Annotated in this window: 18 protein-coding genes and 2 pseudogenes; 8 read left to right on the top strand and 12 right to left on the bottom strand. The window is 73.4% G+C overall.

The features are described from left to right. Nucleotides 1-60 precede the first annotated feature (60 nt). The gene (locus tag ALMP_RS36460) at nucleotides 61-1,278 is read right to left on the bottom strand and encodes an erythromycin esterase family protein (RefSeq protein WP_264936163.1); all 1,218 of its coding nucleotides are present in this window, start codon (nucleotides 1,276-1,278) and stop codon (nucleotides 61-63) included. A 69-nt stretch (nucleotides 1,279-1,347) separates the two neighbouring features. Between ALMP_RS36460 and ALMP_RS36465 the strand changes: the two genes are divergently transcribed. Then, entirely contained in the window at nucleotides 1,348-2,100 is a 753-nt protein-coding gene (locus ALMP_RS36465; protein ID WP_264936165.1) for a TioE family transcriptional regulator, read from the top strand. Between the two features lie 235 nt (nucleotides 2,101-2,335). Beyond that, entirely contained in the window at nucleotides 2,336-2,944 is a 609-nt protein-coding gene (locus tag ALMP_RS36470; RefSeq protein ID WP_264936166.1) for a DJ-1/PfpI family protein, read from the top strand. 99 nt (nucleotides 2,945-3,043) lie between these two features. On the opposite strand, the gene gap is transcribed toward ALMP_RS36470, so the two are convergent. The 10 genes and pseudogenes from gap to lanKC all read right to left on the bottom strand — a co-directional run bounded on the left by gap (nucleotide 3,044) and on the right by lanKC (nucleotide 11,853). Beyond that, nucleotides 3,044-4,042, bottom strand: a complete 999-nt coding sequence (gap, locus tag ALMP_RS36475) for a type I glyceraldehyde-3-phosphate dehydrogenase (protein WP_264936168.1) — start codon at nucleotides 4,040-4,042, stop codon at nucleotides 3,044-3,046. Between the two features lie 96 nt (nucleotides 4,043-4,138). Then, the gene (locus ALMP_RS36480) at nucleotides 4,139-5,095 is read right to left on the bottom strand and encodes a GlxA family transcriptional regulator (RefSeq protein WP_264936169.1); all 957 of its coding nucleotides are present in this window, start codon (nucleotides 5,093-5,095) and stop codon (nucleotides 4,139-4,141) included. A gap of 241 nt (nucleotides 5,096-5,336) precedes the next feature. Next, complete coding sequence (locus tag ALMP_RS36485) at nucleotides 5,337-5,891, bottom strand: hypothetical protein (RefSeq protein ID WP_264936492.1); 555 nt, start codon at nucleotides 5,889-5,891, stop codon at nucleotides 5,337-5,339. An 81-nt stretch (nucleotides 5,892-5,972) separates the two neighbouring features. Further along, nucleotides 5,973-6,053: pseudogene (locus ALMP_RS36490) on the bottom strand (DUF3618 domain-containing protein); the annotation flags it as partial. After that, the gene (locus ALMP_RS36495; RefSeq protein WP_264936171.1) at nucleotides 6,029-6,454 is read right to left on the bottom strand and encodes a phage holin family protein; all 426 of its coding nucleotides are present in this window, start codon (nucleotides 6,452-6,454) and stop codon (nucleotides 6,029-6,031) included. The gene ALMP_RS36495 and the pseudogene ALMP_RS36490, both read right to left, overlap by 25 nt. A 1-nt stretch (nucleotide 6,455) precedes the next feature. Continuing rightward, nucleotides 6,456-7,055, bottom strand: coding sequence for a hypothetical protein (locus tag ALMP_RS36500; protein ID WP_375803592.1), 600 nt, complete (start codon nucleotides 7,053-7,055; stop codon nucleotides 6,456-6,458). A gap of 276 nt (nucleotides 7,056-7,331) precedes the next feature. Further along, a pseudogene (locus ALMP_RS36505) lies at nucleotides 7,332-7,472 on the bottom strand (SDR family oxidoreductase); the annotation flags it as partial. A 20-nt stretch (nucleotides 7,473-7,492) separates the two neighbouring features. After that, nucleotides 7,493-8,719, bottom strand: coding sequence for an MFS transporter (locus tag ALMP_RS36510; protein WP_264936177.1), 1,227 nt, complete (start codon nucleotides 8,717-8,719; stop codon nucleotides 7,493-7,495). Beyond that, complete coding sequence (locus ALMP_RS36515) at nucleotides 8,712-9,281, bottom strand: flavoprotein (protein WP_264936179.1); 570 nt, start codon at nucleotides 9,279-9,281, stop codon at nucleotides 8,712-8,714. The genes ALMP_RS36510 and ALMP_RS36515 overlap by 8 nt, the downstream gene beginning before the upstream one ends. Then, a complete protein-coding gene (lanKC, locus tag ALMP_RS36520) occupies nucleotides 9,274-11,853 on the bottom strand; it encodes a class III lanthionine synthetase LanKC (protein WP_264936181.1) in 2,580 nt (859 codons plus the stop codon). The genes ALMP_RS36515 and lanKC overlap by 8 nt, the downstream gene beginning before the upstream one ends. A gap of 600 nt (nucleotides 11,854-12,453) precedes the next feature. Here lanKC and lanM point away from each other — a divergent pair. From lanM to ALMP_RS36550, 6 genes are all read left to right on the top strand, one after another. Next, nucleotides 12,454-15,756 (top strand): type 2 lanthipeptide synthetase LanM, encoded by a 3,303-nt coding sequence (gene lanM, locus ALMP_RS36525; protein ID WP_264936183.1) that lies wholly within the window; start codon nucleotides 12,454-12,456, stop codon nucleotides 15,754-15,756. Nucleotides 15,757-15,815: 59 nt separating this feature from the next. Then, nucleotides 15,816-16,019, top strand: coding sequence for a hypothetical protein (locus ALMP_RS36530; RefSeq protein ID WP_264936185.1), 204 nt, complete (start codon nucleotides 15,816-15,818; stop codon nucleotides 16,017-16,019). Between the two features lie 148 nt (nucleotides 16,020-16,167). Further along, nucleotides 16,168-19,089, top strand: coding sequence for a LuxR family transcriptional regulator (locus ALMP_RS36535; protein WP_264936476.1), 2,922 nt, complete (start codon nucleotides 16,168-16,170; stop codon nucleotides 19,087-19,089). 92 nt (nucleotides 19,090-19,181) lie between these two features. Then, complete coding sequence (locus tag ALMP_RS36540) at nucleotides 19,182-20,906, top strand: RNA ligase family protein (protein ID WP_264936187.1); 1,725 nt, start codon at nucleotides 19,182-19,184, stop codon at nucleotides 20,904-20,906. After that, nucleotides 20,906-23,812 (top strand): poly(A) polymerase, encoded by a 2,907-nt coding sequence (locus ALMP_RS36545; protein WP_264936190.1) that lies wholly within the window; start codon nucleotides 20,906-20,908, stop codon nucleotides 23,810-23,812. Before ALMP_RS36540 ends, ALMP_RS36545 begins: the two co-directional genes overlap by 1 nt. A gap of 111 nt (nucleotides 23,813-23,923) precedes the next feature. Then, nucleotides 23,924-24,838, top strand: coding sequence for an immunity 49 family protein (locus tag ALMP_RS36550; RefSeq protein WP_264936192.1), 915 nt, complete (start codon nucleotides 23,924-23,926; stop codon nucleotides 24,836-24,838). A 57-nt stretch (nucleotides 24,839-24,895) separates the two neighbouring features. Here ALMP_RS36550 and ALMP_RS36555 read toward each other — a convergent pair whose 3' ends face one another. Continuing rightward, nucleotides 24,896-26,224 carry a DUF5933 domain-containing protein gene (locus tag ALMP_RS36555; protein WP_264936477.1) on the bottom strand — a complete coding sequence of 443 codons (1,329 nt, stop codon included), beginning with the start codon at nucleotides 26,222-26,224 and terminating at the stop codon, nucleotides 24,896-24,898. Nucleotides 26,225-26,392: the final 168 nt, after the last annotated feature.

Raw genomic sequence — 26,392 nt, forward strand, 5'->3', positions numbered from 1 at the left:
GGTGCGCTCGGCGTCACCTTCGAGGACGGTCACGCTCTCGGGGCACCCCTGCCGCGGGCGCTAACGCTGCTGGACGTCCTTGACGAACACGAGGCCGTCACTGCCCGCCAAGTGGGCCGGGTCGAGCGGGCCGTAGCCGAACCAGGGGGACACGCGGGGCACGGGCCTGGTGTCGCCGAGGACGGTGGCCAGCCGCCGGGCGTCGACGACGCAGCGGTCCTCCGGGAGCGCGTACAGCATTCCTTCGACGGTGTCCGGCGGCGGAGTGTCCACTCCCTGGTGCCGGATCGTGCCGAGAGCCGTGCCCACGAAGGCGTACTCCTCGCCGAGCCGCGCGCTCACCAGCGCACCGGCGCTCCACCACTCCACCTGCCCCTCCCACGTCCGCATCGTGCTCTTCTCCCGCTGGAGATGGGAGTTGTGGGCATGGACGAGCGCCGGGCCCCGAGCGGCGACCGCGAGGAGGTTGCGGGCCATCATCTGGTCCCGCACGCCCACCAGCCGGGTCATGCGCGCCGGTGAGGTGTCGGCCATCCAGTGGTGGTAACGCAGCAGGCCGGTGGCGGTGCGCCCGTACAGACGCGCCCGGTCCCAGTCCTCCCGCGAGGTCGCCGTGATCAGGTGCGGGGTCCGCTCGTCGAGCAGCGCCACCAGATCGTCGGCGAGCAGCCGGAGCCGGCCGGCCTCGGCCGACTGCCCCACGGACCGGGACGGGTCCGTCATCGCGGCGGGGTCGGTCCACCGTTCGTCGGCGCCCAGCAGGCGGTCGAGTGTTTCCCCGGCGCAGGGGAGCAGGTCCGCGTCCACCCGGTCCGCGAGGTACGCGTGGAGTGCGGTGAGGGCCTGCCGGGGGCTCGCGGCGCCGGTGATCTCCAGCGGGCCGTCGAAACCGGCGAAGCGGAGCCGGTCGGACGCGGGCCGGCCCTCCTTGTCGGCGCGGACGTTGTAGGCGCGCATCCAGCGCACGAGTGCGCGGTTGGCCGCGGAGGCGCCCCAGCCGTGGCTGAAGCCGTGCTCCATGGCCTCGTCGAGGGTGCCCGTGCCCGAGGTGACGTAGTCGTCCACGATCAGGCCCTTCACACAGTCGCTCTCGATCGTGATCGTCCGGTAGCCCTCCTCCTCGACGAGCTGCCGGAAGAGCTCGTTGCGCACCTCCAGGAGAGCGTCCTCGCCGTGGGTGGGCTCGCCCAGGGCGAGCAGCCGGGGCCGGTTCTTGAGCAGCCTCATGACGGCGGCAGCCTCGACGGCACGGGCGGTGTCCTTGATGTCGGTAGCCATGGCTTCAACGGTATCGTTGAACCCTCGGTTGAAACTTTCCGGCGGACACCGCCGCGATATGGTCGCCGCATGCGGCAGAACCTTCAAAACGCCGAGCGACTCAGGCCGGTCGATCTGGCACGCGGGCACGGTCTGTCCACCCAGGCGGTCAGGAACTACGAGGAGGCCGGCATCCTTCCGCCCGCCGACCGGACGGCCCACGGCTACCGCACCTACACCCCGCTGCACGCGGGGGCCCTGCGCGCGTTTCTCGCCCTGGTGCCCGGCCACGGTCACCGGACGGCGACGTCGATCATGCGGGCCGTGAACCGGGGCGCGGTCGACGAGGCGTTCCGCCTCATCGACGAGAGCCACGCCCAGCTCCTCGACGACCGGCGGACCCTCCAGGCCGTGGAGAGCGCCCTGCGCGACCTGGAGCCCACCAGGGCGTCCGAGCCGGGCCCGGTGTCCGGGCCCGGCGGTACGTTCATCGGGCCGCTGGCGGCCAAGCTCGGGATCCGGCCCGCGACGCTGCGCAAATGGGAGCGCGCCGGGCTGGTCCGCCCGCGCCGCGACCCACTGACCGGGTACCGCGTCTACGACGAGGCCGACGTACGGGACGCCCGGCTGGCCCACCAGCTCAGACGGGGCGGCCACCCGCTGGAGCAGATCGCCCCGCTGATCGCCCAGGTGCGGGCGGCCGGCGGGCTGGAGCCGCTGGAGGCCGCCCTGGGCGACTGGCACGGCCGGCTGTCCGCCCGGGGGCGGGCGATGCTGGCCGGGGCCGCCGAGCTGGAGGCGTACCTCCTGCTCCGGGCGGACAGCGACCAGGCATCCGTATGACCGACCGGCGGGCGGGGAGCGGACGCGGTGGTCGCCTCAGCGCCAAGAGACCGGACGGGTCGAGGGGCTGAGGCCGGCTCACCAGCCGACGCAGCGGAAAGGTCCTCGACACCTTCCTCGCGTGTGCGTCGTCGCAGGGCGGCGGCGGGCATGCCACCATCCGCTGATTGGCTCGCGACCCGCGACGGCGCGCCGGGCAGACTGCTGATCCGACGCCGTACAGCGAGGAGTTGTGATGCGGGTAGCAGTGGTCACCTTCGACGGATTCAACGAACTCGACAGCTTCATCGCCTCCGCGCTGATCAACCGCTGCCGCAAGGACGGCTTGGAGGCCTTCATCACGACGCCGACGCCGGTGGTCACCTCCATGAACGGCGTCGAGGCGAGCGGGCAGCGGCCGATGGAGTTCGTGACCGAGGCCGACGTCGTGCTGATCGGCAGCGGGGTGAGGACGCGGGACGTGGTCGCCGACGACCGGCTGATCTCCAGGCTGCCGCTCGACCCCTCGCGCCAGCTGATCGGCGCGCAGTGCTCCGGCGCGCTGGTCCTCGCCCGACTCGGGCTGCTGGAGGGCACGCCCGCCTGCACGGACAGGGCGAGCCGGCCCTTCGTCGAAGCGTGCGGTGTCACCGTGCTGGACGCGCCGTTCCACGCCGAGGGGAACATCGCGACGGCGGGCGGCTGCCTGGCGTCCCAGTACCTCGCCACGTGGGTGATCACCCGAACGCTGGGGGTGGACGCCGCCCGGCACGTCCTCGACTACGTGGCCCCGGTCGGCGAGCACCAGCAGACCATCGAACGCGCCCTGCGCGCCGTCCGCACGGGCGAGGCCGCGCTGCGCTGACGCCCGTTCTCCGCGTCCCGGGGCAGCAAGCCGCCCGGGCGACGGGCCGTCAGCACCGCGACGCTCGAAGAGCGCCCCTGACCGGGCCCCGGTGTCCGGTCAGCGGGCGGAGAGGAGTTCGAGCGTGTCGATCACACGGTTCGAGAAGCCCCACTCGTTGTCGTACCAGGCGACCACCTTGACGCGGCGGCCGTCGACGCGGGTGAGGGCCGAATCGAAGATCGACGAGGCGGGATTGCCCACGATGTCGGACGACACGAGCGGGTCGTCCGAGTACTCGAGGACGCCGGCGAGCGGCCCCGCCGCCGCGGCACGGTACGCCGCCAGCACGTCGTCGCGGGTCACGTCGCGGGCGACGGCCGTGTTGAGTTCGACGATCGAACCCACCGGCACCGGTACACGGATCGAGTCGCCCGACAGCTTGCCGTCGAGGTTCGGCAGCACCAGGCCGATCGCCTTCGCGGCGCCGGTCGTGGTCGGCACGATGTTGACGCCGGCGGCCCGGGCACGACGGGCGTCGCGGTGCGGACCGTCCTGCAGATTCTGCTCCTGCGTGTAGGCGTGCACCGTCGTCATGAACCCGTGCTCGATGCCGGCGAGTTCATCGAGCACCTTGGCCAGCGGGGCGAGCGCGTTGGTGGTGCAGGAGGCGTTGGAGACGATCGTGTGCAGGTCCGGGTCGTAGGCGCCGGTGTTCACCCCGAAGGCGAGCGTGACGTCGGCGCCGTCCGACGGCGCGCTGACGAGCACCTTGCGCGCGCCCGCGTCGAGGTGGGCGCGAGCGGCCTTGGCCGAGGTGAAACGGCCGGTCGCCTCCAGGACGATGTCGACGCCGAGTTCGGCCCACGGCAGCTGCGCCGGTTCGCGCTCGGCCAGCACCCTGATCCGGCGGCCGTCGACGACGAGGGCGTCCCCGTCGACGGTCACCGGACGCCCGAGCCGGCCGGCCGTGCTGTCGTAGGCGAGCAGCCGCGCGAGCGTGGCGGGCTCCGTCAGGTCGTTGACGGCGACGATCTCCAGGGCGCTGTCGCGTTCGAGCAGGGCGCGCAGCACATTGCGTCCGATGCGGCCGAATCCGTTGATGGCGATGCGAGTCATGAGTGGGGTCCCTTCCCTTCGCCACCAGGCTCGCCCGCGGCTCGCGCCGCTGACAGTGGCGGGATCGCCACGGTTCGAAAGGATCCCGCCAGCGTGCTATTCGCCCTGGGTGAAGGTGCGCCGGTACTCGCTCGGGGTGGTGCCGAGGATGCGCTGGAAGTGCAGGCGCAGGTTCGCGCCGGTGCCGAGTCCGACATCGGCGGCGATCTGTTCGACGCCGCGCTCAGAGCGCTCCAGCAGTTCGCGGGCCAGGTCGATGCGGGCGCGCATCACCCACTGCATCGGCGTGTAGCCGGTCTCCTCGACGAAGCGCCGGGAGAACGTGCGCGCCGAGACCCCTGCCTGCCGCGCCAGTATGTCGAGGGTGAGGGGATCGCCGAGCCGGTGCAGCGCCCACTCGCGGGTCGCGCCGAAGCGCTCGCCGAGCGGCTCGGGCACGCTGCGCGGCACGTACTGGGCCTGGCCGCCGCTGCGGTAGGGGGCCGCGACCAGACGGCGGGCCGCGTGGTTGGACGCGGCCACCCCGAGGTCGCCGCGCAGGATGTGCAGGCACAGGTCGATGCCGGAGGCGGCGCCGGCCGAGGTGAGCACGCTGCCCTCGTCGACGAACAGGACGTTCTCGTCGACCTGGACGAGCGGATGCCTGGCCATGAGCGCTCGCGTGTAGTGCCAGTGCGTCGTGGCGCGCCTGCCGTCGAGCAGACCCGTGGCGGCGAGCGCGAAGGCCCCCGTCGAGATGGCGGCGAGCCGCGCGCCCCGAGCGTGGGCGGCGATCAGCGCGTCGACGACGGCCGGCGGCGGATCCTCGCGGTCCGGGAACCGGTAGCCGGGGACGAAGACGACGTCGGCCCACGCAAGCGCGTCGAGGCCGTGGGCCACGGAGTACGACAGGCCGTCCCCGCCGGTCACGAGACCGGGCGTCGCTCCGCACACCCTCACCTCGTACGGCATGCTCGCGCGCGTCGTGAACACCTGCGCGGGAATGCCGACATCGAGCGGCTTGGCACCCTCGAGCACGAGGACGGCGACGCGACGCAGGGCGGAGGCGCTCAACAGGGGCGAACGGGTCGGCGGGGGCCTGCTTTCCGAGACTCCCTGAGGTGAGCGTCTTGCACGACCGTGTCCCTGTCGCTCACTTCATACCTGGCCCTGGCCATCGGGCACCTCCTGCCGCGCGTCCCCGTCCCCGGCGGAGGCCGGACGGCCATTGTGCAGCGGAAGTGCACTCCGCGACACATCGCCTGCCGGCCTGCGGGTGCCGGACGGGCAAGCGACGCGCCTTGGTCTGCGCCTCCTACGGTCGTGGGGTGTCGGTCTGGCCGCGTGCGTCCTCCGCCGTGCTCCGGGCGGACTGGCGGGCCTGGTCGGTGACCTGCCCGGCTTGTTCCTCGGCCTGTTCCCTGGTGGTGCGGGCGGCGTCGGCGGCGGTCTCCTTGACCTCCTCCGCTGCCTGCCGGCCGGCCTGGGCCGCGTCCTCCTTCAGCTGCTGCGCGGATCCCAGCGCGGCCTGCTTGACCGGTTCGACCGCCTGGCCGGCCTTGTCCATGATCTGGCTCGCCGCCTGCTGCTCGGTCTGCGAGGTCGGCAGGAGCGACGCCGTGAGCAGTCCCGCGCCGAAAGCGATCAGGCCGGCCGCCAAGGGGTTGCCCTGGGTCTGCTGGACCGCCTGCCCAGGGACCTGCCGTGCGACCTGAGCGGTCTGCTCGGCGGCCTGACGGGCCGTATCGGTGGCGCTTCCGGCCGCTTCACGGGCCGTGTCCGTGGCCTGCCCGGCGGTGTCCTGCACCGACCGGGTGGCCTGCCGGGTGCGTTCCGTGACCTCACCGGTGATCTCCGAAGCGGTACCCATGACTCGTTCCCGCATCCCGGACAGCGCGCCGCGGACCCGCCGGGCGCGGCGTCGTGCCATCTGGCGGGGGCGGGTGCGCTCGGCCAATCGGGAGACGTCCTGAGACAGTCTCTCCCGCGTGGTCTCTATGTCGGCCCTTACCTGATCGGGTGCCGTGCCCATTGCGCGTCCTCCTTCAACGTCTCCAAGGTCTGTTCCGGCTTCGGCGACACGGTGCGCATCCGCTCACGGCCCTTGCGGTACAGGACCGCTCCGATCACCGCCCACAGCGCGGTGACGATCAGCGCGGCCCATCCCAGGTCCATGACGTTGGCCAGACCGAACATCGCCGCCAGCGTCAGCAGGACGGCCACCATGTAGCCGGCGAAACCGGCGCCGCCGTACATGCCCGCGGCCTTGCCCGCCTTGCCGGCCTCCTGCCGGATCTCGGCCTTGGCCAGCTCCACTTCCTGCCGGAACAGCTGCTGCACGTCCGAGGTCACCGTCGACAACAGCTCGCCCACCGAGCTGTCCTGGTCGTCCCGCCCCGGTGGCCGCGGGGACCGCGGAGAGATGGATGACATCTCAGACCTCCCCCTCCGCGAGTTCCGGTCGTACGGTCTCGCCCGGCAGCCCCTGCGCGACCGGATACTCGACCGGGTACGAGGAGCGAGCCGCTCGGCCCGGACCGGAGCCGCCGGCCTTGCCGCCGGCCTTGCTGCCGGCCTTGGCGAGCCGCCCGACAGCGAATCCGGCCAGCACCGCCCCGCCCAGGAACGCACCCGGCCGCCGGCGGGCGAAGTGCTGCACATCCTGGACCAGGCCCTCCGCACCCTGTCTTTCCAGGTAGTCGGCGGCACGGTGACCACGGTCGGCCGCCGTCCTCACCAGGCTCTTCGCCGGGGAGTCACCGTCCGCGTCGCCCACGAGACCGGCCAGGTCGTCCGCCCATTCCCGCAGCACCTGCGCCCCCCGCTGCGCCTGGCTCTCCGCCTCCTCGGTGACCCGTCCACGCAGTTCACCGACCACCGCCCCGGCCTGTTCCCTGGCCTCACTCGTGACGGCTTTGACCTGCTCGGCGGCGGTACCCGCCACCTCACCGGCGGCCTGCTTCGCCTGACCGGCTGTCGCCGACGCCTCCTGCTTCGCTGTCTGCCCGGCCTGCTGCACACGCCCAGCACTCACGTTCGCCATCTCCTTCATCCTCCTTTTGCGGCCACTCTCTCCGCGGCTGGTTCGCCGAGGAGCAGGACTTCGGTCCCGTCGGCCTGCGCCTCGCCTCGACGACCTCCGCACCGCAGCTTCGCGCCGGGGAACAGCACCCAACTCGGTGCCTGCGCATACTCCACTCGACTAACCGCCAGCCAACCGTCAAAACCGCATAAATCGGGACAAAAGTTGTTTAAGGGACAACAGGGAGAGTTTTCCGTCGCCTGAGCGCCCGGCGCGGATGCTCGTACGTCAGTTGCGTCGGGCCATGACGCCGCCGTCGACGTCCCAGACGGCGCCGGTGACCCAGCCGGTCCGGTCCGACAGGAGGAAGGCGACGGTGGCGGCGACGTCGTCGGGGGTGCCGGTGCGGCCGAGAGGGTGGAAGGTCCCCACTCCTCGCCCCGGGCCCCTCACCGCCGTTCGGCACCCGCCGTGAGCGCCGCCGAGCGGCTGAACTGCGGGACGGCGCTGATGACCAGCACCAGGGCGAGCACCCCCACATGGACCCACATGGCGGTGCGCGCGGACCCCGTCTCGACCAGCCGGCCGGTGACGAACGTCGCGAACGGATACAGGGATCCGCCGATGAGGAACAGGGAACTCTGCACACGGCCCATCAACTCGTCGGGAACCAGCGCGTACACCCGGGCGTTCTTCGGCACCACGATGACCGGTGAGAGGAACGCGATCCCGGCCGTGCACACCGTCAACGCCACCGGATCGGGAGACAGCGCGCCCACCACGCCGAGCGCAACGATCAGAGCCGTCGCCGTGCGGATCAGCCGGTCCTCGTCGGTGTCGCGGAAACGCGGCGCGAGCACCGCCCCCGCCAGCCCCGCGGCCGCCATCACCGTCAGGGAGACACCCAGACTCAGACCGCCGTTCCGGCTGCCCACCGCGAGGACCAGGACGAAGCCGACTCCCGCCGTCGCGAAGTTCATCAGCGCGGACCAGCCGATCATCAGCAGCAGATAGCGCGAGCGGACGACGAACCGCAGACCGACAGCGATGTCGCCCCGCACCGACGACGCGGTCCTCCGGCCGCCGCCCAGCGGCGCCCTCACCAGCAGAAGAAGACCCAGCGCCAGGACGTACGACACGGCGTCCAGGACGAACGGCACGGCCGGGTGCAGCTGGTAGAGAACCGCACCGGCCAGGGGACCGACCAACAGCACCGCGTTGTGCTGGGCGTGCCCCAGGGCGAGCGCCGCGGGACGCTGCCGCTCGGGGACGAGGTGCGGCACGGCCGCGGTCGCCGCCAGGTTGGCCACAGTGGTGAGCATCCCCTCCAGCGACATCAGGGCGACGATCAGCCAGACCGTCCCGTCGGGACGGGCCAGGGCCACCACGCCCACCCCGGCCAGGGCCGCCGCCCGCCCGATGTCCGCGGCCAGCAGGATCGACCGGCGGTCGAGCCGGTCGGCCATGACGCCACCGGGCAACTGCACGGCGTAGGACACCAGCATGCGCGCCGTGGCCACCAGCCCGGCGGCCGCCGGTGATCCCGTCTGCTGGAGCACGAACAGCGGCAGGGCCAGAGCGGTGAGCTGCGAACCGAGCGCGGAGAGAGTGGACCCCATCCACAGGAGCCGGAAGTCGGCGAGCCGCAGCACGGCACCCCAGCCACGGTCACCCATGCGGCTGCCCCGCCCCGAGCTCCTCCCACCAGACGCTGATCACTTCCACCGCGGGATCCGGTCCCGGCATGATCACGCTGGGCACGATCCGTCGCTGCCAGATCTCGTACGCCTCACCCGGCGACGGATCCACGACCGTGTGCCCCTCGGCGCGCAGCTCCGCGACATGCCGGCGCACCGACGACCGGGTCCACATGGTCCGGTTCATGCTCGGGAAGAACAGGACCGGTGGCGCCGCGACCAGGAGCGCCGTCTGGGCGGGGGTGCCGGCCAGACCGAGAGCCGCGCAGGCCAGGGTGTTGGCGCTGGCCGGAAGGACGGCGACACCCCGTGACCGCGCCGCGAACTCGGTCGGGTTCAGTCCGGGAGTGTCCCCGGTCAGGCACTCGTCGGCGTACCAGCCCACCACCTCGGGCCGTACGAAGCGTTCGGCGGAGGCGGTGAGCAGCACCCGTACTCGGGTCCGCGGCAGGGCCCGCCGCAGCCGGGAGAGGTAGGCGGGCAGGGAGACCGCGGCGCTCGCCCCGCACACGATCACGCCCAGGGCGTCGTCGTCAGACATCGGTGCCTCCGGGCAGCAGCTGGTCCAGGGTGTAGTTGAAGTTCCCGCCGCCCGCGTGGACCCGGTGCAAGGTCAGGGCGATCCCCGCGCTCCCGGTGGCGTAGTCCGTGCTGAACCGCACGAAGCCCTCACCGGGGAAGGCGATGCCCTCCGGCTGCTCGCAGGCCAGACTCGCGATGGCCGCGCACGCCCGCACGGCGATGGCCCGGCCCTCCGACAGGCCCAGCAGGTCCGCGCAGTCCTGGCCGAAGTTGGCCATGCCCGCCATGCCCGTGAACAGGCCGGGGCTGACGCTCAGCCCGCCGGCCCGGGAGCGCAGCAGACGCTCCAGCACCGAACGCAACCGGTCCTCCCCGGTCACCCGGCAGTACCGGACGAGGGCCGTGCCGACGCCGGAGGCGCCCCGCGACCAGTACGGTGTGGCCGCTCCGCCACCGACGCGCTGCGGGAAGGACAGCATGCCCTCGTCGTGTTCGATCGCCTGGGCCAGGTCGTGGGCCAGCGCCCGCCGGCCGACGCGCAGGAACGTGTCGTCACCGGTGGCGCGGTACAGGTACAGCAGGAACAGCGCCACTCCCGACGACCCGTAGTCGTAGCCGACGGGCTGGGCGCCGCCGCGCGGGTCGGGCCAGTACAGCCCCGTACCCGTGTCGCGGGCGTCCGCCAGCAGGGACCGGCCGATCCGCTCCGCCGCCGCGAGGAGAGCGGTGTCGCCCGTGGCGTTCCCCACCGCCAGGCAGGCCATGCCCACGCCGGCCCGGCCCGCCATGACGTCGGCGGCCCCCAGCGGATCCCGGTCGACCAGCCGGATCACCTGGTCCATGACGCGCAGCGCCCGCTCCGGTTCCCCGGCGTCGCACAGGGTCCAGGCCACGCCCGCCCGGCCGGTGTACAGACCGGCAGGCACCTCCTCCAGGCCGTCCGCCGTACGGTACGTCCACGCACGCGCGGCCTCCGGGATCCGTCCGTTGATCCGGTGCAGTGCCCGCAGCACTCCGGCCGCGCCATGGGCGACGGACCACGGGTTGGTGCCGAACACCCGGGGATCGGCGGGGAAGAGACGGTCGTCGCGGTCGGGGCTCATCACCGCCTCGATGAACCGGACAGAGCCCTGGACGACGGCGTCCGGGTCCGAGAGGTCCGTGCGCGGCGGGTCGTCCGGCAGGCCGAGGCGGGCCAGCAGGTCGTCGACCGGTTCGTCGAGCAGACCGGCCGCGTGCCGGGTCGAGCGGGCGAGCGCCGCGCTGTCCAGGTCACGCAAGGTGTTGCGGGGCATGACCATGGCGAGTCGGACGCAGTCGACCCCGAACAGGTCGAAGGCCCGGCCGTTCCCGGTGAAAGTGTCCCGAGCCGGAGCGAAGCCGGACGTGAACGGGTACAGGTTCTGCGGTCCGTCGACCGGGCGCGCCGCCTCGAAGTCGATCAGCCGCACCCGACGTGTGCCGGGATCGACCTTGACGTTGGTGATGGACAGGTCCCCGTAGGTCAGTCCCGCCTCGTGACAGGTGGTCACCGCGTGACGCACACCCGCCGTCACCTCCTCCATGGCCTCCCGGTACGCCTTGACCGTCTCCGGACGGCGGTCGTTCAGGGTCAGGGGGTGGCGGGAGCCGATGAACGTGATCAGCGCCATGGCGTCGATGTACTCCTCCGCCAGGAAGAGGTGCTCCCACTCCTCGAACAGCTCGATCGGCTCGGGGGCGACGCCGGTTCCCTTGAGGGTGTTCAGCGCGTCGAACTCCCGGCGCAGTCGCTCCTGGGCGTCCGAGCCGTCGTCGGCGAAACCGGTGTGCGGGCGTGCCTCCTTGAGTACCACCGGCAGGCCGTCGTCGATCCGCTCGGCCAGGTACGTGCCGCCCGTGCCCGCGTAGTGCAGGGGCCTGAGCACCCGGTAGTTCCGGATCGGCGCGCCCGCACCCGCGGCCGCCGCCTGTCCGTCCTCGAACAGCTCCGGCACCCACGGCGGCCGGCGATACGCCGGCACTCGCTCGTCCTCCCAGGTCAGACCGTCAGGGCCGGACAGCAGTGGGACGCGGGCGCCGTCGATGTCCCGCGGGCCGAGCGCCTTGAACTCGCCGTACCGGTAGTACAGCGAACTCTGCTCGTACCGCTTGTCGGTCAACACGTACGGACCGCGGATCCCGGCGGTCACCGGCGCCAGTCGGGCCAGCAGTTCCCGGCACTCCTGCGCGGATCGCGGATAGACGGCCATGACCTTGCCGATCTGGCCGGGCGCCCACCACCGGGCCGTGCTCATCCTCACGAACCGGGTGGAGCGCAGGCACTTGAAGGCGAACGCCCCTCGGCCGAACTCCTCGCACACCGCGCGCAGGGCCGCACGGGCGTCCGCGGGGATCGCCGACAGATGGATCTTCCACCCGTGGTCGGGCAGTGGACCGAGGCCGCTCGGCCGCACGCGCGCCCAGATCCCGTCGCGTTCGACGGTGTGCTCGGCGGGCAGCAGTGCCCGCAGTTCCTCCGCCAGGTCGTCGTCGGTGACGGTGCGTCCGACCGACTCGTAGAAGCGGCGGTCGGCCATGCCCGCGGCGAAGTAGTCGTTGAACCTGCGCATCACTTGCCCTTCCGGTCGTGTCATGGGCAGGGCCCGGGCCGGTCGGAACACGACCGGCCCGGGCCCCGGGTCGTCTGGTCAGCAGTGGTCGCTGATGCTGCTCGTCTGGCCGCAGCTGTGCGCCTCGACACCGAACAGACCCCGCTCGGTGTCGTCCGCGATGACGAGCTCCACGAGGTCCAGGACGTTCTGCATGGTGTTCACCTTTCGTTCGGGCCGGCGGAGGTGCCGGCACCGAGAAATCTGCCGGTGAACGGGCGGACGCACCTGGGGAGCGAGCCCCCGCAATTCCGGCGGGAGCCCGCCCCGCGTGCGGGCGGTGCCCGCACCGGCGGGCAACGGCGCAGCTCCCGGGTCCGCCGAGGCGCCCGCCCGGCGGACCACGGACCGTCCTCGACGTCCCCGCGGATGCGACGGAGCACCGCACGACGCCGTGCGCGCCCACGTATTGCTCCCGGTCTTTCTCCCGGTCGCGGGCAGAGATGTCCCCGAAGGAGGCCCCATCGGTCGGGCGGCCCCCACTCGGCACCGCGGCGGCGCGGAGAATATGGGGGCGGATCCCCCATGTCCGCGCCGCGCGGTCGTGGAACCGTGCGGTGCGTGGACAACGAGCGAGCGGCCGACACGACGGCCATGCCGCCGGAAGGCTCCTGGTGGGCGTACGGGCTCCGCCCGGAGGAACGGCGAAGGCAGCCGGGCCCTCCCACCTCACGGACCGACGCCGGCACCCCGGCGCCCGCCGGACGGCACCCGCGCAGCCGAGGCGCCGTGGACGACACGGCGGCCCTCTCGGCCGACGGCGGTCCGAAGCGCGTCGCGCCGGACGGCACTGCGATCCTCTCGGCCGGCGGCACAGCCGACGGTCGTGCGGGGCACGCCGACGGCGCAGCCGATGGCCGCCTGGGCGGCGCGCGGGCGGACGGTACGGCGGCCCTCTCCGCCGACGGCGGCCCGAAGCCCGCTGTGCCGGACGGGCCCGCCCCCGTCGCCGCGCGGCTGACGGATCCGCTCACCGAGAGCGCCGCGGACCTGGCGGCCCGCACCGCCCGCCCCGACTGGGCGGCCTGGACGGAACGAGCCGTGGCCACCGCCCCCGAACAGGAGCCGGCGGTTCCCGGGGAGGTGGAGTGGGAGACGGGCTTCGGCCTGATCTGCGCGCCGTTCGCCGAAGAGGCGGCGGAGCGCTTCGCCCGGTCCGTCGCGGCGAGCGGACTGCCCGCCGACGCCGCCGCGCTGCGGGCCGCGTTCACCGAGCACCTCACCGGGCGGCTGGTCGGAACGGCCGCCCGCTGTCTGGTCGCGGAACTCCACACGGCGCGGGAGCGGGGCCGACTGGACGGCGGCTCCGCACACGAACGCTTCGCCTCGTTCGTCCGGCAGACGGCCCGCAGACGCGGGCTGTGGGAACTGCTCACCCGCTACCCGGTCCTCGCCCGGCTGCTCGCGCAGACCAGCCGGCACGCGCTGGACGCGTGGACGGAACTCCTCCGGCGGCTGGCGGCCGACCGCGAGGCCATCGTCCGGACACTGCTGGGTGGCACGGACCCGGGTCCGCTGCGCGAGGTGGCGGTGCGCGGGGACGTACACCGCCGGGGCCGCGCCGTGGCCGTCCTGACCTTCGCCGACGGCGGCCGGATCGTGTACAAACCCCGGTCCCTCGCCACCCACCGGCACTTCAACCGGGTGCTCGAGTGGCTCGACGCCCGGCTCCCCGAGGCCGGATTGCGCACCCTGCGCCTGCTCGACCGGGCCACCCACGGCTGGGTGGAACACGTGGCGGCGGCACCCTGCCGGAGCACGGCACACGTCGACCGGTTCTACCGGCGCCTGGGCACGCTGATGGCGGTGCTGCACGCGCTCGACGCCACCGACATCCACTGCGAGAACCTCATCGCCTGCGCCGACCAGCCGGTCCTCGTCGACCTCGAGACGCTGTTCCACCCGTCGGACACGGGCGCGGTCGGCGACGACCCCGCCCAGCGCGCGCTGTCCGCCTCCGTCCTGCGCATCGCGCTGCTGCCCACCCTCGTCTTCGGACGGAGCGGCGGGTGGGACGTGTCCGCGCTCGGCGGCGGACACCAGGGCGACCTTCCGCTCGACGCGCCCCACTGGGCCGCCCCCGGAACGGACCGCATGCATCTGGTCTACCGTCCGGCCCGCTTTCCGGGGGCGGACAACCGGCCGAGACTCGGGGAGGCGGAAGTCGATCCGGCCCGTTTCGCGGAGGCGCTGCTCGACGGGTTCCGCGCCGGGTACGACACGATCACGTCCCACCGGGCGGAGTTCACGGCGCCGGACGGTCCCGTGCGCGCGTTCGTGTCGGACGAGGCGAGAGTGGTCGCTCGGCCCACCCGCTTCTACACCACCCTGCTCGACGAACTCACGCACCCCGACGTCCTCGCCGACGCGCTCGACCGGGACCGAGCGTTCGACCTGCTGCGGACGTTCCCGGTACGCGGGGATCTCGACCAGCGCGTCGTCCGCCACGAGGTGACCGACCTGTGGGCCGGTGACGTCCCCCTGTTCACGCACCGCGTCGGAGGCCGCGACGTGACGGCCGCCGGCCAGGTGCTGCCCCGCGTGTTCGCCGTGCCCGCCGTCGACCGGGTCCTCGCCAAGGTGGAGGCCATGGGGACCGTCGACCGCTACGACCAGGAATGGATCATCCGCGCGGCGGTGGCCGCCGGCGCCGGAACAGGCGCGCACCCCTGCGGTGCCGACGGGCCCACTGGCAGCGGACGCGGTGGCGTCGGACCCTCCGGACCGGGCACGGCGGGCCCGGAGCAGTGCCTCGCCGCGGCCCGCCACATCGCCGACCGTGTGATCGCCGGGGGCTTCCGGGACGAACGGCGGATCAACTGGCTCGGCCTCCAGCGAGCGGACGAGCGGCACTGGGCGGTGATGCCGCTCGGAGCCGGATTCGCCCACGGCTACACCGGAGTCGCCGTGTTCCTGGCGCAACTCGCCGAACTCGGCTCGGTGCCGCGGTACGCCGACGCCGCCCGCCGCGCGGTGACGCCGGTGCCGCGGCTGCTGGAGGAACTGTCCGGGCAGCCCGCGGACCTGGCCGCGGTGGGCTGCGGGGCCTTCGACGGCCTGGGCGGACTCGCGTACGCCCTGACCCATCTGGCCGCCCTCCTGCGGGACGACGAGGTGGCGGCGTGGGTCGAACCCGCCGTGGAACTGGCGGCCGAGGCCGCCGCACGCACGACGGCCCTGACCGTCGCCGACGGCCTGGCCGGGGGAGTGGCCACGATGCTCGCCGTGCACGAGCACACCGGGCTGCCCGCGGCCGCGCGGTGCGCGGCGCTCTGCGCGGAACGCCTGTCCTCCCTCATGTCCCGGCCGGCGGGCGCGACCTCGCGACTGCCCGCCGGGTTCGCCGACGGGCTGCACGGCGTCGGATGGGCGCTGACCCGCCATGCGGACGCCACCGGCGCGCCCGTGCCCACCGGCGCCGTCGAGGCTCTGTCCGCCCAGCCGGCCACGGGGAGCGACCACTCCTGGCGCGGCGGACTGAGCGGCATCGGATTCGCGCTGGCGGACATCCCGCACGGCGCCCACCGCGGCACCGGGCCGGCCCTCGACCGCGCCGTGAGCGACGCGGTGCGCGGCGGGCCGCTGCCCGACCACAGCCTCGGACGCGGCGAACTGGGCAGGCTCGAACTGCTCACCCTCGCGGCCGGCCTGGGCCACGACGCCGCGCTGACCCACCTCGCGCACCGCACGGGCGCGTTGCTGGCGGACCTCACCCGCGGCGGTCCCCGGTGCGCCGTCCCCGCCGGCACGGACTCACCCGACCTCATGAACGGCCTGTCCGGCATCGGACACGGCCTGCTGAGACTGGCCGCCGCCGAAACGGTTCCGTCCGTTCTGGCGCTGCGGCCGCCGCGAAAGCGGTGAACGGTGGTGCCTGCGCACCATCGACGGCACGAACTGTTCCATCGACACAGGGGGGAATCATGAACGAGAACGGACGCACACCCGCCGAGGCGGAGACGGAAGAGGCCGCCGCCCTCGACCACCAGGGAACGCCCGACCCGGCAGGACGGCTGGGCGGCCGGCTGAGGGCCGTGATGGGGATGCGGCCGGTGCTGATCGCCGGAATGGTCATGGGCATGGCCGTGCACAGCGACCCGGAGACCATCTCCACGGCCCTGCTCTGACCGCGCCGCGACGACCCGCCCGGTCCACCGGCCCCGCTCTCCGCGGCCGGTGGACCGGGCGGAGCCGACAGAAACGCGTTTATCGAGGAGCCATCGAACGTTGATGCGGGACGCATAGTGTGTTCGGGTGCATGCCACCTCACCCACAGTGATCGGCCGAGCCGGCGAACTACGGGAACTGGAAGCGGCCGTACAGCGAAGTCGTGAACACCGGGGAACCACGGTCTTCGTGGTCGGCGAACCGGGGATCGGCAAGTCCCGCCTCGTCGACCAGGTCGCGGGCCGGGCCCGCGACAGCACCGCGGTCCTGCGCGGGCGGTGCAGTGGCACCGGCGCCCCCATGGCGCTCCGGCCCCTGGCCGAGGCACTGCTGTCACTGGACCGCACCGGCGCCACCCCGCAGGACCCCGCACTGCGCCCCTACCGGGTGGCGCTGTCCACGCTCGTACCGCAGTGGCGGGAACACTCCGGACCCCACCAGCCGGAATCGCTGATCGTGCTCGCCGAGGCCACCCTGCGGCTGCTCGCCGGCATCGGCCGCGACCGGGGATGCCTGCTCGTCCTGGAGGACCTGCACGACGCCGACGCCGAGTCGATCGCCGTCACCGAGTACCTCATGGACAACCTCACCGACCTGCCCGTCACCCTCTTCGTCACACTGCGCCCGGACGAGGGACCGGCGCTCGACCTCGCGTACCGGAGCCGGAACCGCACCGTGGGACAGGTCGTCGAACTCCAGCCGCTCACGGCACAGGACGTGGCGGAACTCACCGCCACCTGCCTCGGCGCGCCGGTGGACGCGCTGCCCTCCCCGGTGGTCCGGCGCCTCCAGCGCGACGCCGACGGCATACCGCTGACCGTGGAGGAATTACTCAACGGAATGATCACCGCGAGAGCCCTGCGACAGACCGCCGCGGGAGAGTGGCACCTCGCCCGTGACCTCGACACCACCGTGCCCGCCACCCTGGCGCGCAGCGTCGCGGCCCGCGCCGATCGTCTGGGCCCGCAGGGCAGGGCCGCCCTCGACACCGCGGCCGTCCTGGGACGCAGGTTCTCGGCCGGCCTCCTCCAACTGGTCACCGGACTCGACGACCGGAGCCTGCACATCCACCTGCGGACCGCCGTCGACGCCCGGCTGATCCTGCCGGACGGCGCCAACGGCGACATGTACGTCTTCCGCCACGCACTCACCGCCGACGCCCTGCTGGCCGGCCTGCTGCCGGGACAACGGGCCACGATCGCCCGGCAGGCGGCGGACGCCCTGGAGAAGGCGCAGGCAACCCAGGCCGGACTTCCCGACGAATGGCGAGAGCTGGCCATCGAACTGCGATGTGCCTGCGGCGACCGCCACCAGGCGGGTCTGCTGCTCGCGGAAGCCGGGGAGCAGGCGCTCCGGGAAGGATTCGCCACCAAGGCGGCGGCCCTGCTGGAGAGATCCCTGGAGCTGCTCCCCCCGGACCGGTACAAGGACGCCTGGGCCGCCGCCGCGGACGCGCTGTTCGACGCCCTCACGGAATCCGGCGCCGTGGAGCGGGCGTTCGTGTGCGCCGAGGCGTTCGCCCAGAAAGCGGTCCTGTACCTCGACGACACCCGCCGGGCCCGTCTGCACGCCCGGCTGGCCTGGGCCGCCGCCATGGTCGGCCGCTGGGAGGAGGCCGCCGGACAGGTCCGCACCGCACGTCTGCTGCTCGGCGACGACCGCACCCTGGAGGAGTGCGCCGCGGTCGACATCGTCGACGGCTACGTCCGGGTACGGGGAGGCCGGTCGGTGTCGGGCGTCGACACCGACCGGGTGGAGGCGCTGGCCCGCGCCGCCGTCGAGACCGCCGAACGCACCGGCCGCCCGGTCGTGGCCTGCCAGGGCCTGCAACTGCTCGCGCTGCTCGCCCGTTCCCGGAGCTTCGACGAGGCCAACGGCCACCTGCGCCGCATCCTCGCCGTCGCGAACCGGCACGGCCTGGGCCTGTGGCGGGCACGCGCCCTGGGACGGCTGGCGGGCAACGAGGGACTCCTCAAGGGCAGCACGGGCCAGCTGGACCAGGTGCACCAGGTGTTCCTGCGGTCCGGCGCCCTCACCTCCGCCTACCAGATCGAGGCGAGCCTGGCCATGCTCGCGGTGCTGCGGGGGGAGTACCGGCGGGCCGAACTCGCCCTGTCGCACTGCGCGCCCGCGTTCGGCCGACTCGGTCACACCGGGGACCTCCAGTACACGTACGTCATCCGGGCGACGTCGGCCGCCCATCGGGGCAGGCGCCGCGAGATGGAGAAACACCTGGCCGACTACCGCGACCACGGGGGAGAGGAATCGGAGTACACCCCGGTCGTGCTCGGCCTGTGCCACGCGGTGTCGGCCCTGCTCGACGAGGACAGGACGGCGGCCCGCGCCACCCTCGCGCAGGCCCGGGAGTGGGGTCTGCGACACCCCACCGCCTACTCCCTCTACGGCCGTTACGGCCTGGAACTCCTGCTCGCGGCGGTCGACGCGGACACCGACTCGGACCGGCTGGCCGTCGTCGAGCGGGAGGCGTCCGCCCGCCTTCGCTGGAACCTCCAGTTCGTCCAGTTCTCCCGGGCCGTGCTGCTGGGCCGGGCGGCACGCCACGACGAAGCGGCCGCGGCGGTGCGGACCGCCCTGGAGACGTCCGCTCCCTTTCCCCTCGCCCGCCACCTCGGGCTGCGCCTGGTCGCCGAGGCCGCCCTGGCGGACGGCTGGGGCACCCCGGGGGTGTGGCTGCGCACAGCCGAGGAGCACTTCCACGACGAGGGAAACACCCCGGTGGCCAGCGCCTGCCGCGCCCTCATGCGCCGGGCGGGCCTGCCCGCCACCCAACGCCGCTCCGGCCACGGGCGTGTCCCCGAGGCGCTGCGCCATCTCGGCATCACGGCACGCGAGTACGAGGTCCTCGGCCTCCTGGCCCGGCGGTACGGCAACAACGAGATCGCGCGGCGGCTGTTCATCTCACCGCGCACGGCGGAGAAGCACGTGGCCAGCCTGTTGGCGAAGACCGGCAGCCCGGAACGCTCCGCCCTGTGCGAATTCGCCGGCCGGTCCGCCGAGGAGGACGCGTGAGGCGGTAGGGAACCCCCCCGGGGCCGCGCCTTCGGCCGGTCCGTCCGTAATCCGCTGGAAGGGCCGTTTCCCGCCGTCCTATAGTGCCGCGCATGCGCACCCCTTACCCCCGCACCCCTCATTTGCCCTGGTCACCGGGTGCCTCCGCCGACGATGTGCGGGCCGGGAACCTGAGCGGGTGGGCAGGGCGGGAGATCGTCGTCACGGAGAAGCTCGACGGGGAGAACACGACGCTGTACGCCGACGGGCTGCACGCGCGGTCCGTGGACTCCGCGCACCACCCGTCCCGGGCGTGGGTGAAGGCGTTGCAGGGCCGCGTCGCGGCCCGCATACCCGCCGGGTGGCGGATATGCGGGGAGAACATGTACGCCCGGCACTCGATCCCGTACGACCGCCTCGAAGGCTACTTCTACGGGTTCTCGGTGTGGGACGAGCACGACCGGTGCCTGGACTGGGACGCGACCGTGCGCTTCCTGCGCCACCTGGGCGTGCCGGTGCCGCCGGTGCTGTGGCGGGGCGTCTTCGACGAGGGGACGCTGCGACGGCTGACGGTGCGCACCGGGCGGCAGGAGGGGTACGTCGTACGGACCGTCGAGGGCTTCGCACATGAGGACTTCGCCGCGCGGGTCGCCAAGTGGGTGCGTCCCGGGCACGTGACGACGGGGACGCACTGGATGCACACGGCCGTCGTCGCGAACGGCCTCTCCCCGGCGTCCGCGCTGTGGGCCGTACGGTCCGGAGCGGCACCCGACGCGCAGGCCCTGGCCGGTCACCTCGGAGTGCGTGAGGGGGACGCGCGGGCGGCCGCCGAGGCCGCCGCGCGGCTGGACGCGCTGGGGCGCGGCGGGGAGGCACGGCTCGCCGGAGTGCTCGCCGCACTGCTCCACCGCACGCCCCGGGCGCGGCTGATGACCCGGACCGCGGCCTCCCTGGGCGTGCCGCTCGCGCGCCGGGTGGCCGATCTGGTGGGACTGCACACCGCGCTGCACCGGCCGTACCCGGACACCGAACGGCGGGCCGGGCTCGCACGGATGTCGTTCGCGGCCGATCTCGGCGTGCTGCACGCCGTCGCCGCGGCGGTCGCCGAGGACGACGAGGCACGCGAGCAGGTCGAGTGGTCCGCCCTGCACGCGCAGGAGGCCGGACTCCACGACGAGGCACCCCTCGGCCCGCTGCGGGCCGGACTGCGCGAGGCCCTCGACCGAGACGGCGTCGGCGGCGCGGCGGGGGACCGCTGCTGGGCGCAGGCACGGGAGGCGTACGCCCAGGGACGCGTCTCGACGGTGGAGGAGGCCGTCGCGGCGACCTGGAGGTGGCGCGACGGCGGCTTCCCCCGCCTGGTGCACCTCGTCGGGCCGTCCGGCAGCGGCAAGAGCTCCTTCGCCGCACGGCTGGAGGGCGTCTCGGCCTGTGTGGCGCTGGACGGACTGCGCGCGGCACGCGGCGCGCGAGCGGACCAGAAGGCCAACGGACAGGTGCTGCGCGAGGGCCTGGAGCGGCTCGACACGGCACTCGCCGCCGGTGGCACGGTGGTATGGGACGCCACATCGCTCAACCCGCACCAGCGGTCCCTGGTGCACGCCGTGGCCCGCCGCCGCGACGCGCTCGTCACCCACGCCGTGGTGCTCGCGGACGAGGACGAGCTCGTACGGCGCAACGCCACCCGCGCCCACCCGGTGCCGCCGGACGTGCTGACGGGGCAGCTGCGCCGGTTCGTGCCGCCGTACCCCGGCCAGGCGCACCGCACCTGGTACGTGGACGCGGACGGGACCGTGCGGGACCGCGACGGCAGCCTGGAAGAGGGAGAGGACGCCTGATGCGTACCAGTGAGGAGATCTACCACCGGGTGCGCTGGGACGCGCGGTTCGACCCCGCGCGGTTCGTGCTTGGCATCAACCAGCGCGGCGCCGCGCCCAAGCGGATACCGCTGCCCGCGTTCGTCCCGGGCGGCGAGATCCCCTGGCACCGGGTGCTGTTCGTGGAGGCCGACGGCGAGGTCGTGTGGGACCGCGCCACCGGCGTGGACCGCATCGACACCTCCGGCGCCGGCCGGGTCCGCGAGGCACGACGGCTGCGGGCCCCCTTCTTCACGGCGCGCACCCCGCACGCCTGGGACGCGGCCGCCGCACGGTGGAGCCCAGCCCCGCCCGCCTCCCCGGGCACCGGGCCCGACCGGGTGCGGGTCCTGACCTGGAACACCCTGTGGGACCGCTACGACAGCCACCGCATCGACACCGCCCTGCGCCGCCCCCTGCTGCTCCAGGCCCTGGAACGCGCCGACGCCGACGTCATCGCCCTCCAGGAGGTCGAGGCCGGCCTGCTGGCCCTGCTGCTGGAGGCGGCCTGGGTACGGGCCGCCTACACCGTCGGCACCGACCCCCACGGCAAGGACGTCGACGACTGCGGGCTGCTCCTGCTCAGCCGGCTCCCGGTCAAGGAGGCGGCCCACCACGCCCTCGGCCACCACAAGGCCGTCACCGCCGTCGTCGTGGACACCGCGTCCGGACCGCTGACCGTGGCGGCCACCCATCTGACGAGCGACCACTCCGAGGACGGGCCGGCCCGGCGCGGCGCCGAACTGACGCGGCTCGCCGAGGGACTGGCGGCCGTGCAGGGCGGTCTGGTCCTGGTCGGCGACTTCAACGACGGCGGGCCGGGCCCCGCCCGCACCCTCGGCATGCTCGACGCCTGGACCGAGACGCACGGGCCGGACGACGCCTCCCCCACCTTCGACCCGGGTGTGAACCCCCTGGCCGCCGTCTCCTCCCTGACCGGCCGGGCCTCCCGCCTCGACCGCGTCTTCGTCCGCCCCGGCGACGGCCCGACCGTGACCGGAGCGGGCCTGCTCGGCGACACCCCCACCCCGCAGGGGCTGTACGTCTCCGACCACTACGCCGTCACCGCCGACCTGTTCTGCGGCACCGGCTCACCCGTCGACGTGCTCGACGTCGCACCGACACCCCGCACCGCGCTGGCGTGGATCCCGCCGCGCGAGCTGTGGCCGGCGCTCCAGGACGTCCGCCGCGACCACGACGTGCAGATCCGCCGCTGGCCGCCGCACGTCAACGTCCTGTACGGGTTCGTCCCGGAGTCGGACTTCGAGCGGGCGGCGCCGCTGCTCGCCACGGCGGCGGCACGCGTCGCGCCGTTCACGGCACGGCTGGAGGGACTGCACACCTTCGGACACCGGCACGACGCCACGGTGTGGCTGGACCCCGCGGCCGACGACGAGACGCCGTGGGCGGAGCTGTGGCAGGCACTCGTGCGGCGCTTCCCGCGCTGCCGGGGACGCCACGACGGGTTCACCCCGCACCTGAGCCTCGGCCGGGCCGAGGACCCGCATGCTGTCGTCGTCGACTGCTCGGCCCGGCTGTCCCCCATGACCGCACGGGTCGGCCGGCTGGTCCTGATGTCCCGGCGGGGCGACGAACCGATGCGCCCCCGGGCCACGGTCGCGCTCGGCACCGGCGAGATCCGGTGGCTCCCCGAGCCGGCCCTCGGCAGGCCGGACCGCGGCTGGGAGGAGTGGGCCGCGCCCGCCGCCGGCCCGGGCGTGCGGCCCGCCACCGACGACACGGCGGCCGCACACGTCGTACGGCGTCTCGCGGACGCCCTCGGCGAGGGGGTCGTCCATCTCGCCGGGTCGCGGCGCATGGGGTGCGCACTCGACGGGGCCGACCTGGACCTCGTCGCGGCGCTGCCCGGCACGGTGGACCTCGCGGCCGTGCGCGCGCGGGTCACGGCCGCACTGCCGGAGGCCGAGCGGATGCGGGAGGTCGTCGGCGCCCGCGTTCCGGGGCTGCGGTTCCGCACCGACGGGCTCGACGTGGACCTGGTGGTCGTGGCCACGGGGCCGGTCCCGGCGGGGGAGGCGGTGGCCCGGCGGACCGAGCTGGGCGAGGCCGCGGCGGTCGCGCTGAGCGCGGTGTCCGACGCGGACACCGTCATGGCGTCCCTCGGCGGGCGGGCGGCGTCCCGGTTCGCGGAGCTGGCGCGGGGCGTGAAGGCGTGGGCGAGAGCGCGCGGACTGGACGCGGCACCGTTCGGCGGGCTGCCCGGTATGGCATGGGCCGTGCTCGCCGCCCGTACGGTCCGGGAGTCCCCGGACGTCGCCGACGCCGATGAGCTGCTGCGGAGGTTCTTCGCCACCTGGGCCGCATGGGACTGGCGGGAACCCGTCGCCCTCATCGGGGACGGCCACCAGCCCCGCGGAGCGCTCACCGTCATGACACCCAGTGCGCCCGTGCGCTCCTGCACCGAACAGGTCGGCCCCGGCCTGCGGGACCTGCTGAGCCAGGAGCTCTACCAGGCCTGGGAGACCGTGGAGGCCGCGACCGCGCCCGACACGGACCCGTGGCGGCAGCTGCTGTGCCCGCCGCCCCTGCACCGGCGGCACGCGGCCTGGGCCGTGGTGACGGTCCTGCCCCGGCGGGCGGAGGACTTCGACGAGCTGAACGGGCGGGTACGCGGGCGGATGCGCGCGCTGCTCGGCGCGCTGGAGGACGCGGGCGCGCAGGACGCGCACCCCTGGCCCCGGCCGCTGCCCCCGGCACCCGCGGCGGCGTCCGCCGACCGGCCCACGGAGGCCCGGTACGCGATCGGGCTCGGTGGTACGCCGCTGAGCGCGGAGCGGCTCGGTGACATCGCCGCCCGCTGGATCACGGGTCTGCCGGGCGTCGAGGTGACGCACGTCGGCGGCGGGACCGTTCCCACCCTGCGGTGACGGACAGGCCGTAGGGCATGATCGACGAGGGCCACGCGGACGAGGCGTCCGGGCCCGGCGAAGAGGGCGTCGAGCGAGCGCCTGTCGCGGCAGACCGGGAAGGACGACCACGTGCGGGAAGTGACGTGCCATCACGTCGACGAGCAGCGGATCACCGAAGCGCTGGAGGACATCTCCGGACGAGCCTTCGGTCACTGGCACTCGCTGCGCTACGACAGGCTGTCCCTGAAGAACCTGCGGCGGATGGGCGACGAACTGCTCGACCACGTCGCCGCGCGCACCCTGACGGACCCCACGCTCGCCGACGCCTCCACGCGCACGGCGCTGTGCACGGCGGCGGAGTGCGCATTCGGGGTGCTGAACCTCGGCGCGTTCCCCGACGGCGACTGGGACATCTCCTTCCCCCTCGTCCGTGAGGAGCTCAGCAGCGACGATTTCGCGTTCGGCCATGGCGTGGATGAGGCGCCCACGGCGAGGACCTGGCTGGACGCATTCGCGCTGTGCCTGCTCAGCGGTGTGCTGTGGGAGCGGGACCGGGCGATCGGCCTGATGCTGCGGAACGACTACGCGCCCGCGATCCGCGACGGCGTGCCCTACTCCCGTCTGGAGTCCCCCTCGGACCCGGCGAGCCTCGCGGAGATGGACGCCCTGTGCCTCTACCTGGCCGAGGCGGACGGACACCTTCCCCGGGACTGGCCCGCGGTGACCCTGCGCAAGCCGGACGCCGAGGAACGCGCCGAGGCGGGACGCCGTATGGACGCCGTCGGCGTGTCGACCCCCGAACAGCGGCTGCTGCGCGTGCTGCTGGACGACGACCGGACCGCCTTCGAGCAGGCCCTCGCCGACCGCCTCGACCAGTACCGCGCGGACGCGGTGCCCGACGCCGCCCCGCGCAGCCTGCTGCCGACCGGCACCCTCGCGCTGGCCGCCCTCGCCGTCCAACTGCACGGCTGGGACCTGGACATCAGGTCCGGATACCTGCCGGAAGGCCTGCTGTCCCGGCGCGTGGCCGGGCCCCTGACGTGATCATGAGCCCGGCCCGCGAGCGGTCCCGTCCCTCGCGGTGCCGCGGCCACCGCTGATTCAGACCAGTTCCGGCTGCGGTTCCGGCCGTCGCGCCGGCGCGGCCTTCAGTTCCCACGACGTGGTGGTCCGCACATAGCCGTAGATCACCGACGCCATCGCCAGAATGAGAAGCGGTCCGAACACCCAAGGATGTCCGGCCATCTCCACCGGCAGATAGCGATACGACAGCAGGAGCGCGGCGAAGACCGTCGCGCCGTAGGCGACCAGGTAGGTTCCTGAACGGTCCCAGCCGCGGTCGAGCGCGCGCAGAGCCGCCTCGATCGTGACCGTGAACACCACGCCGGCGACGAGATCCGCGCCGTAGTGATAGCCGAATCCCAGCGTCGCGCCGAGCGTGGCGATCAGCCAGAACGTCCCCGCCCACCGAAGGATTCTCGGGCCCTTCCGGGAATGGATGAAGATGGCGGTGGCCCAGGCCGTGTGCAGGCTGGGCATGCAGTTGCGTGGGGTGATCTCGTCGAACGGTATCGGGTGCGGGTCGCCGATCGGCAGCGGTGTGTTCGGCCACAGGTCGGCCAGCGCCCACTGCACGGTGGGCGGCGTCGGCGGCCACAGATCGGCCGACGCCCAGTACTCGTTGCCGGCGCCGTAGGCGTAGAGCGGTCCGACCACCGGGTAGATCATGTAGATGGCCGGCCCGAGGAGACCGATCACCAGGAAGGTGCGGACCAGATGGTGGCTCGGGAAGCGGCGCTCGACCGTCACCCCGCGCAGCTGGTACAGCGCGACGACGACCGCGGCCACCGCGAGCTGGGCGTAGACGTAGTTGAGCGCATGGGCGCCGATCGGACCGGTGGCCGTGAGGATCCGGCCCGCCAGCCACGACGGGTTGCCCAGCGCGTGATCGGCGGTCGCCACGTACGGGTCGAGCACCATCGGGCGGGTCTTCGACGTGATCAGCAGCCAGGTGTCGCCGGTCTTGCGGCCCGCCACCAGCAGCAGGCCCAGCCCGACGCCCTTCAATATCAGGACACGTTCCTGGCCGGTGCGGCGCACGACGGCGAAGACCGCGCACCCCAATATCACCCACAGAGCGCCGTTGCCGAAGGGGTGGCCTTCGGTGGTGTTTGCACCGACCGCCCAGCGCACCAGGAAGAAGGCGACGTCGACGGTTATCGCGGCGCCCGCCGCGATGAACCGCTGCCGCCGGGTGAGCACCACCATCGTCAACGCCAGGGCGGCGTACAACGCGAAGCCCGACTTGGGCGGGAATATCAGCTCCCGCACCTGGGAGGTGAGCGGCCCGGGCAGGCCGTACCGACGGGCGGTGATCTCCACCGCGATGAGGAATCCGAGGGCCGTGACACCGGCCGTGGCCCACAGGATCGACCGTGGCTGACGCCACGTGGAGCGGTTGACTGTGCGGTCTGTTCGCGAGAACGTCCGCGTTTTTCTAGTTATCAATTAATTAGCCGATTTGGTGGATGTTGAGTCGAATAGGGTCACTTATCGCGCCAGATGGCATGATTTTCAGGTGAAGGGCAGGTGAATGGG

This window comes from Streptomyces sp. A012304 (assembly GCF_026008495.1).
Classification (GTDB): Bacteria; Actinomycetota; Actinomycetes; order Streptomycetales; family Streptomycetaceae; genus Streptomyces.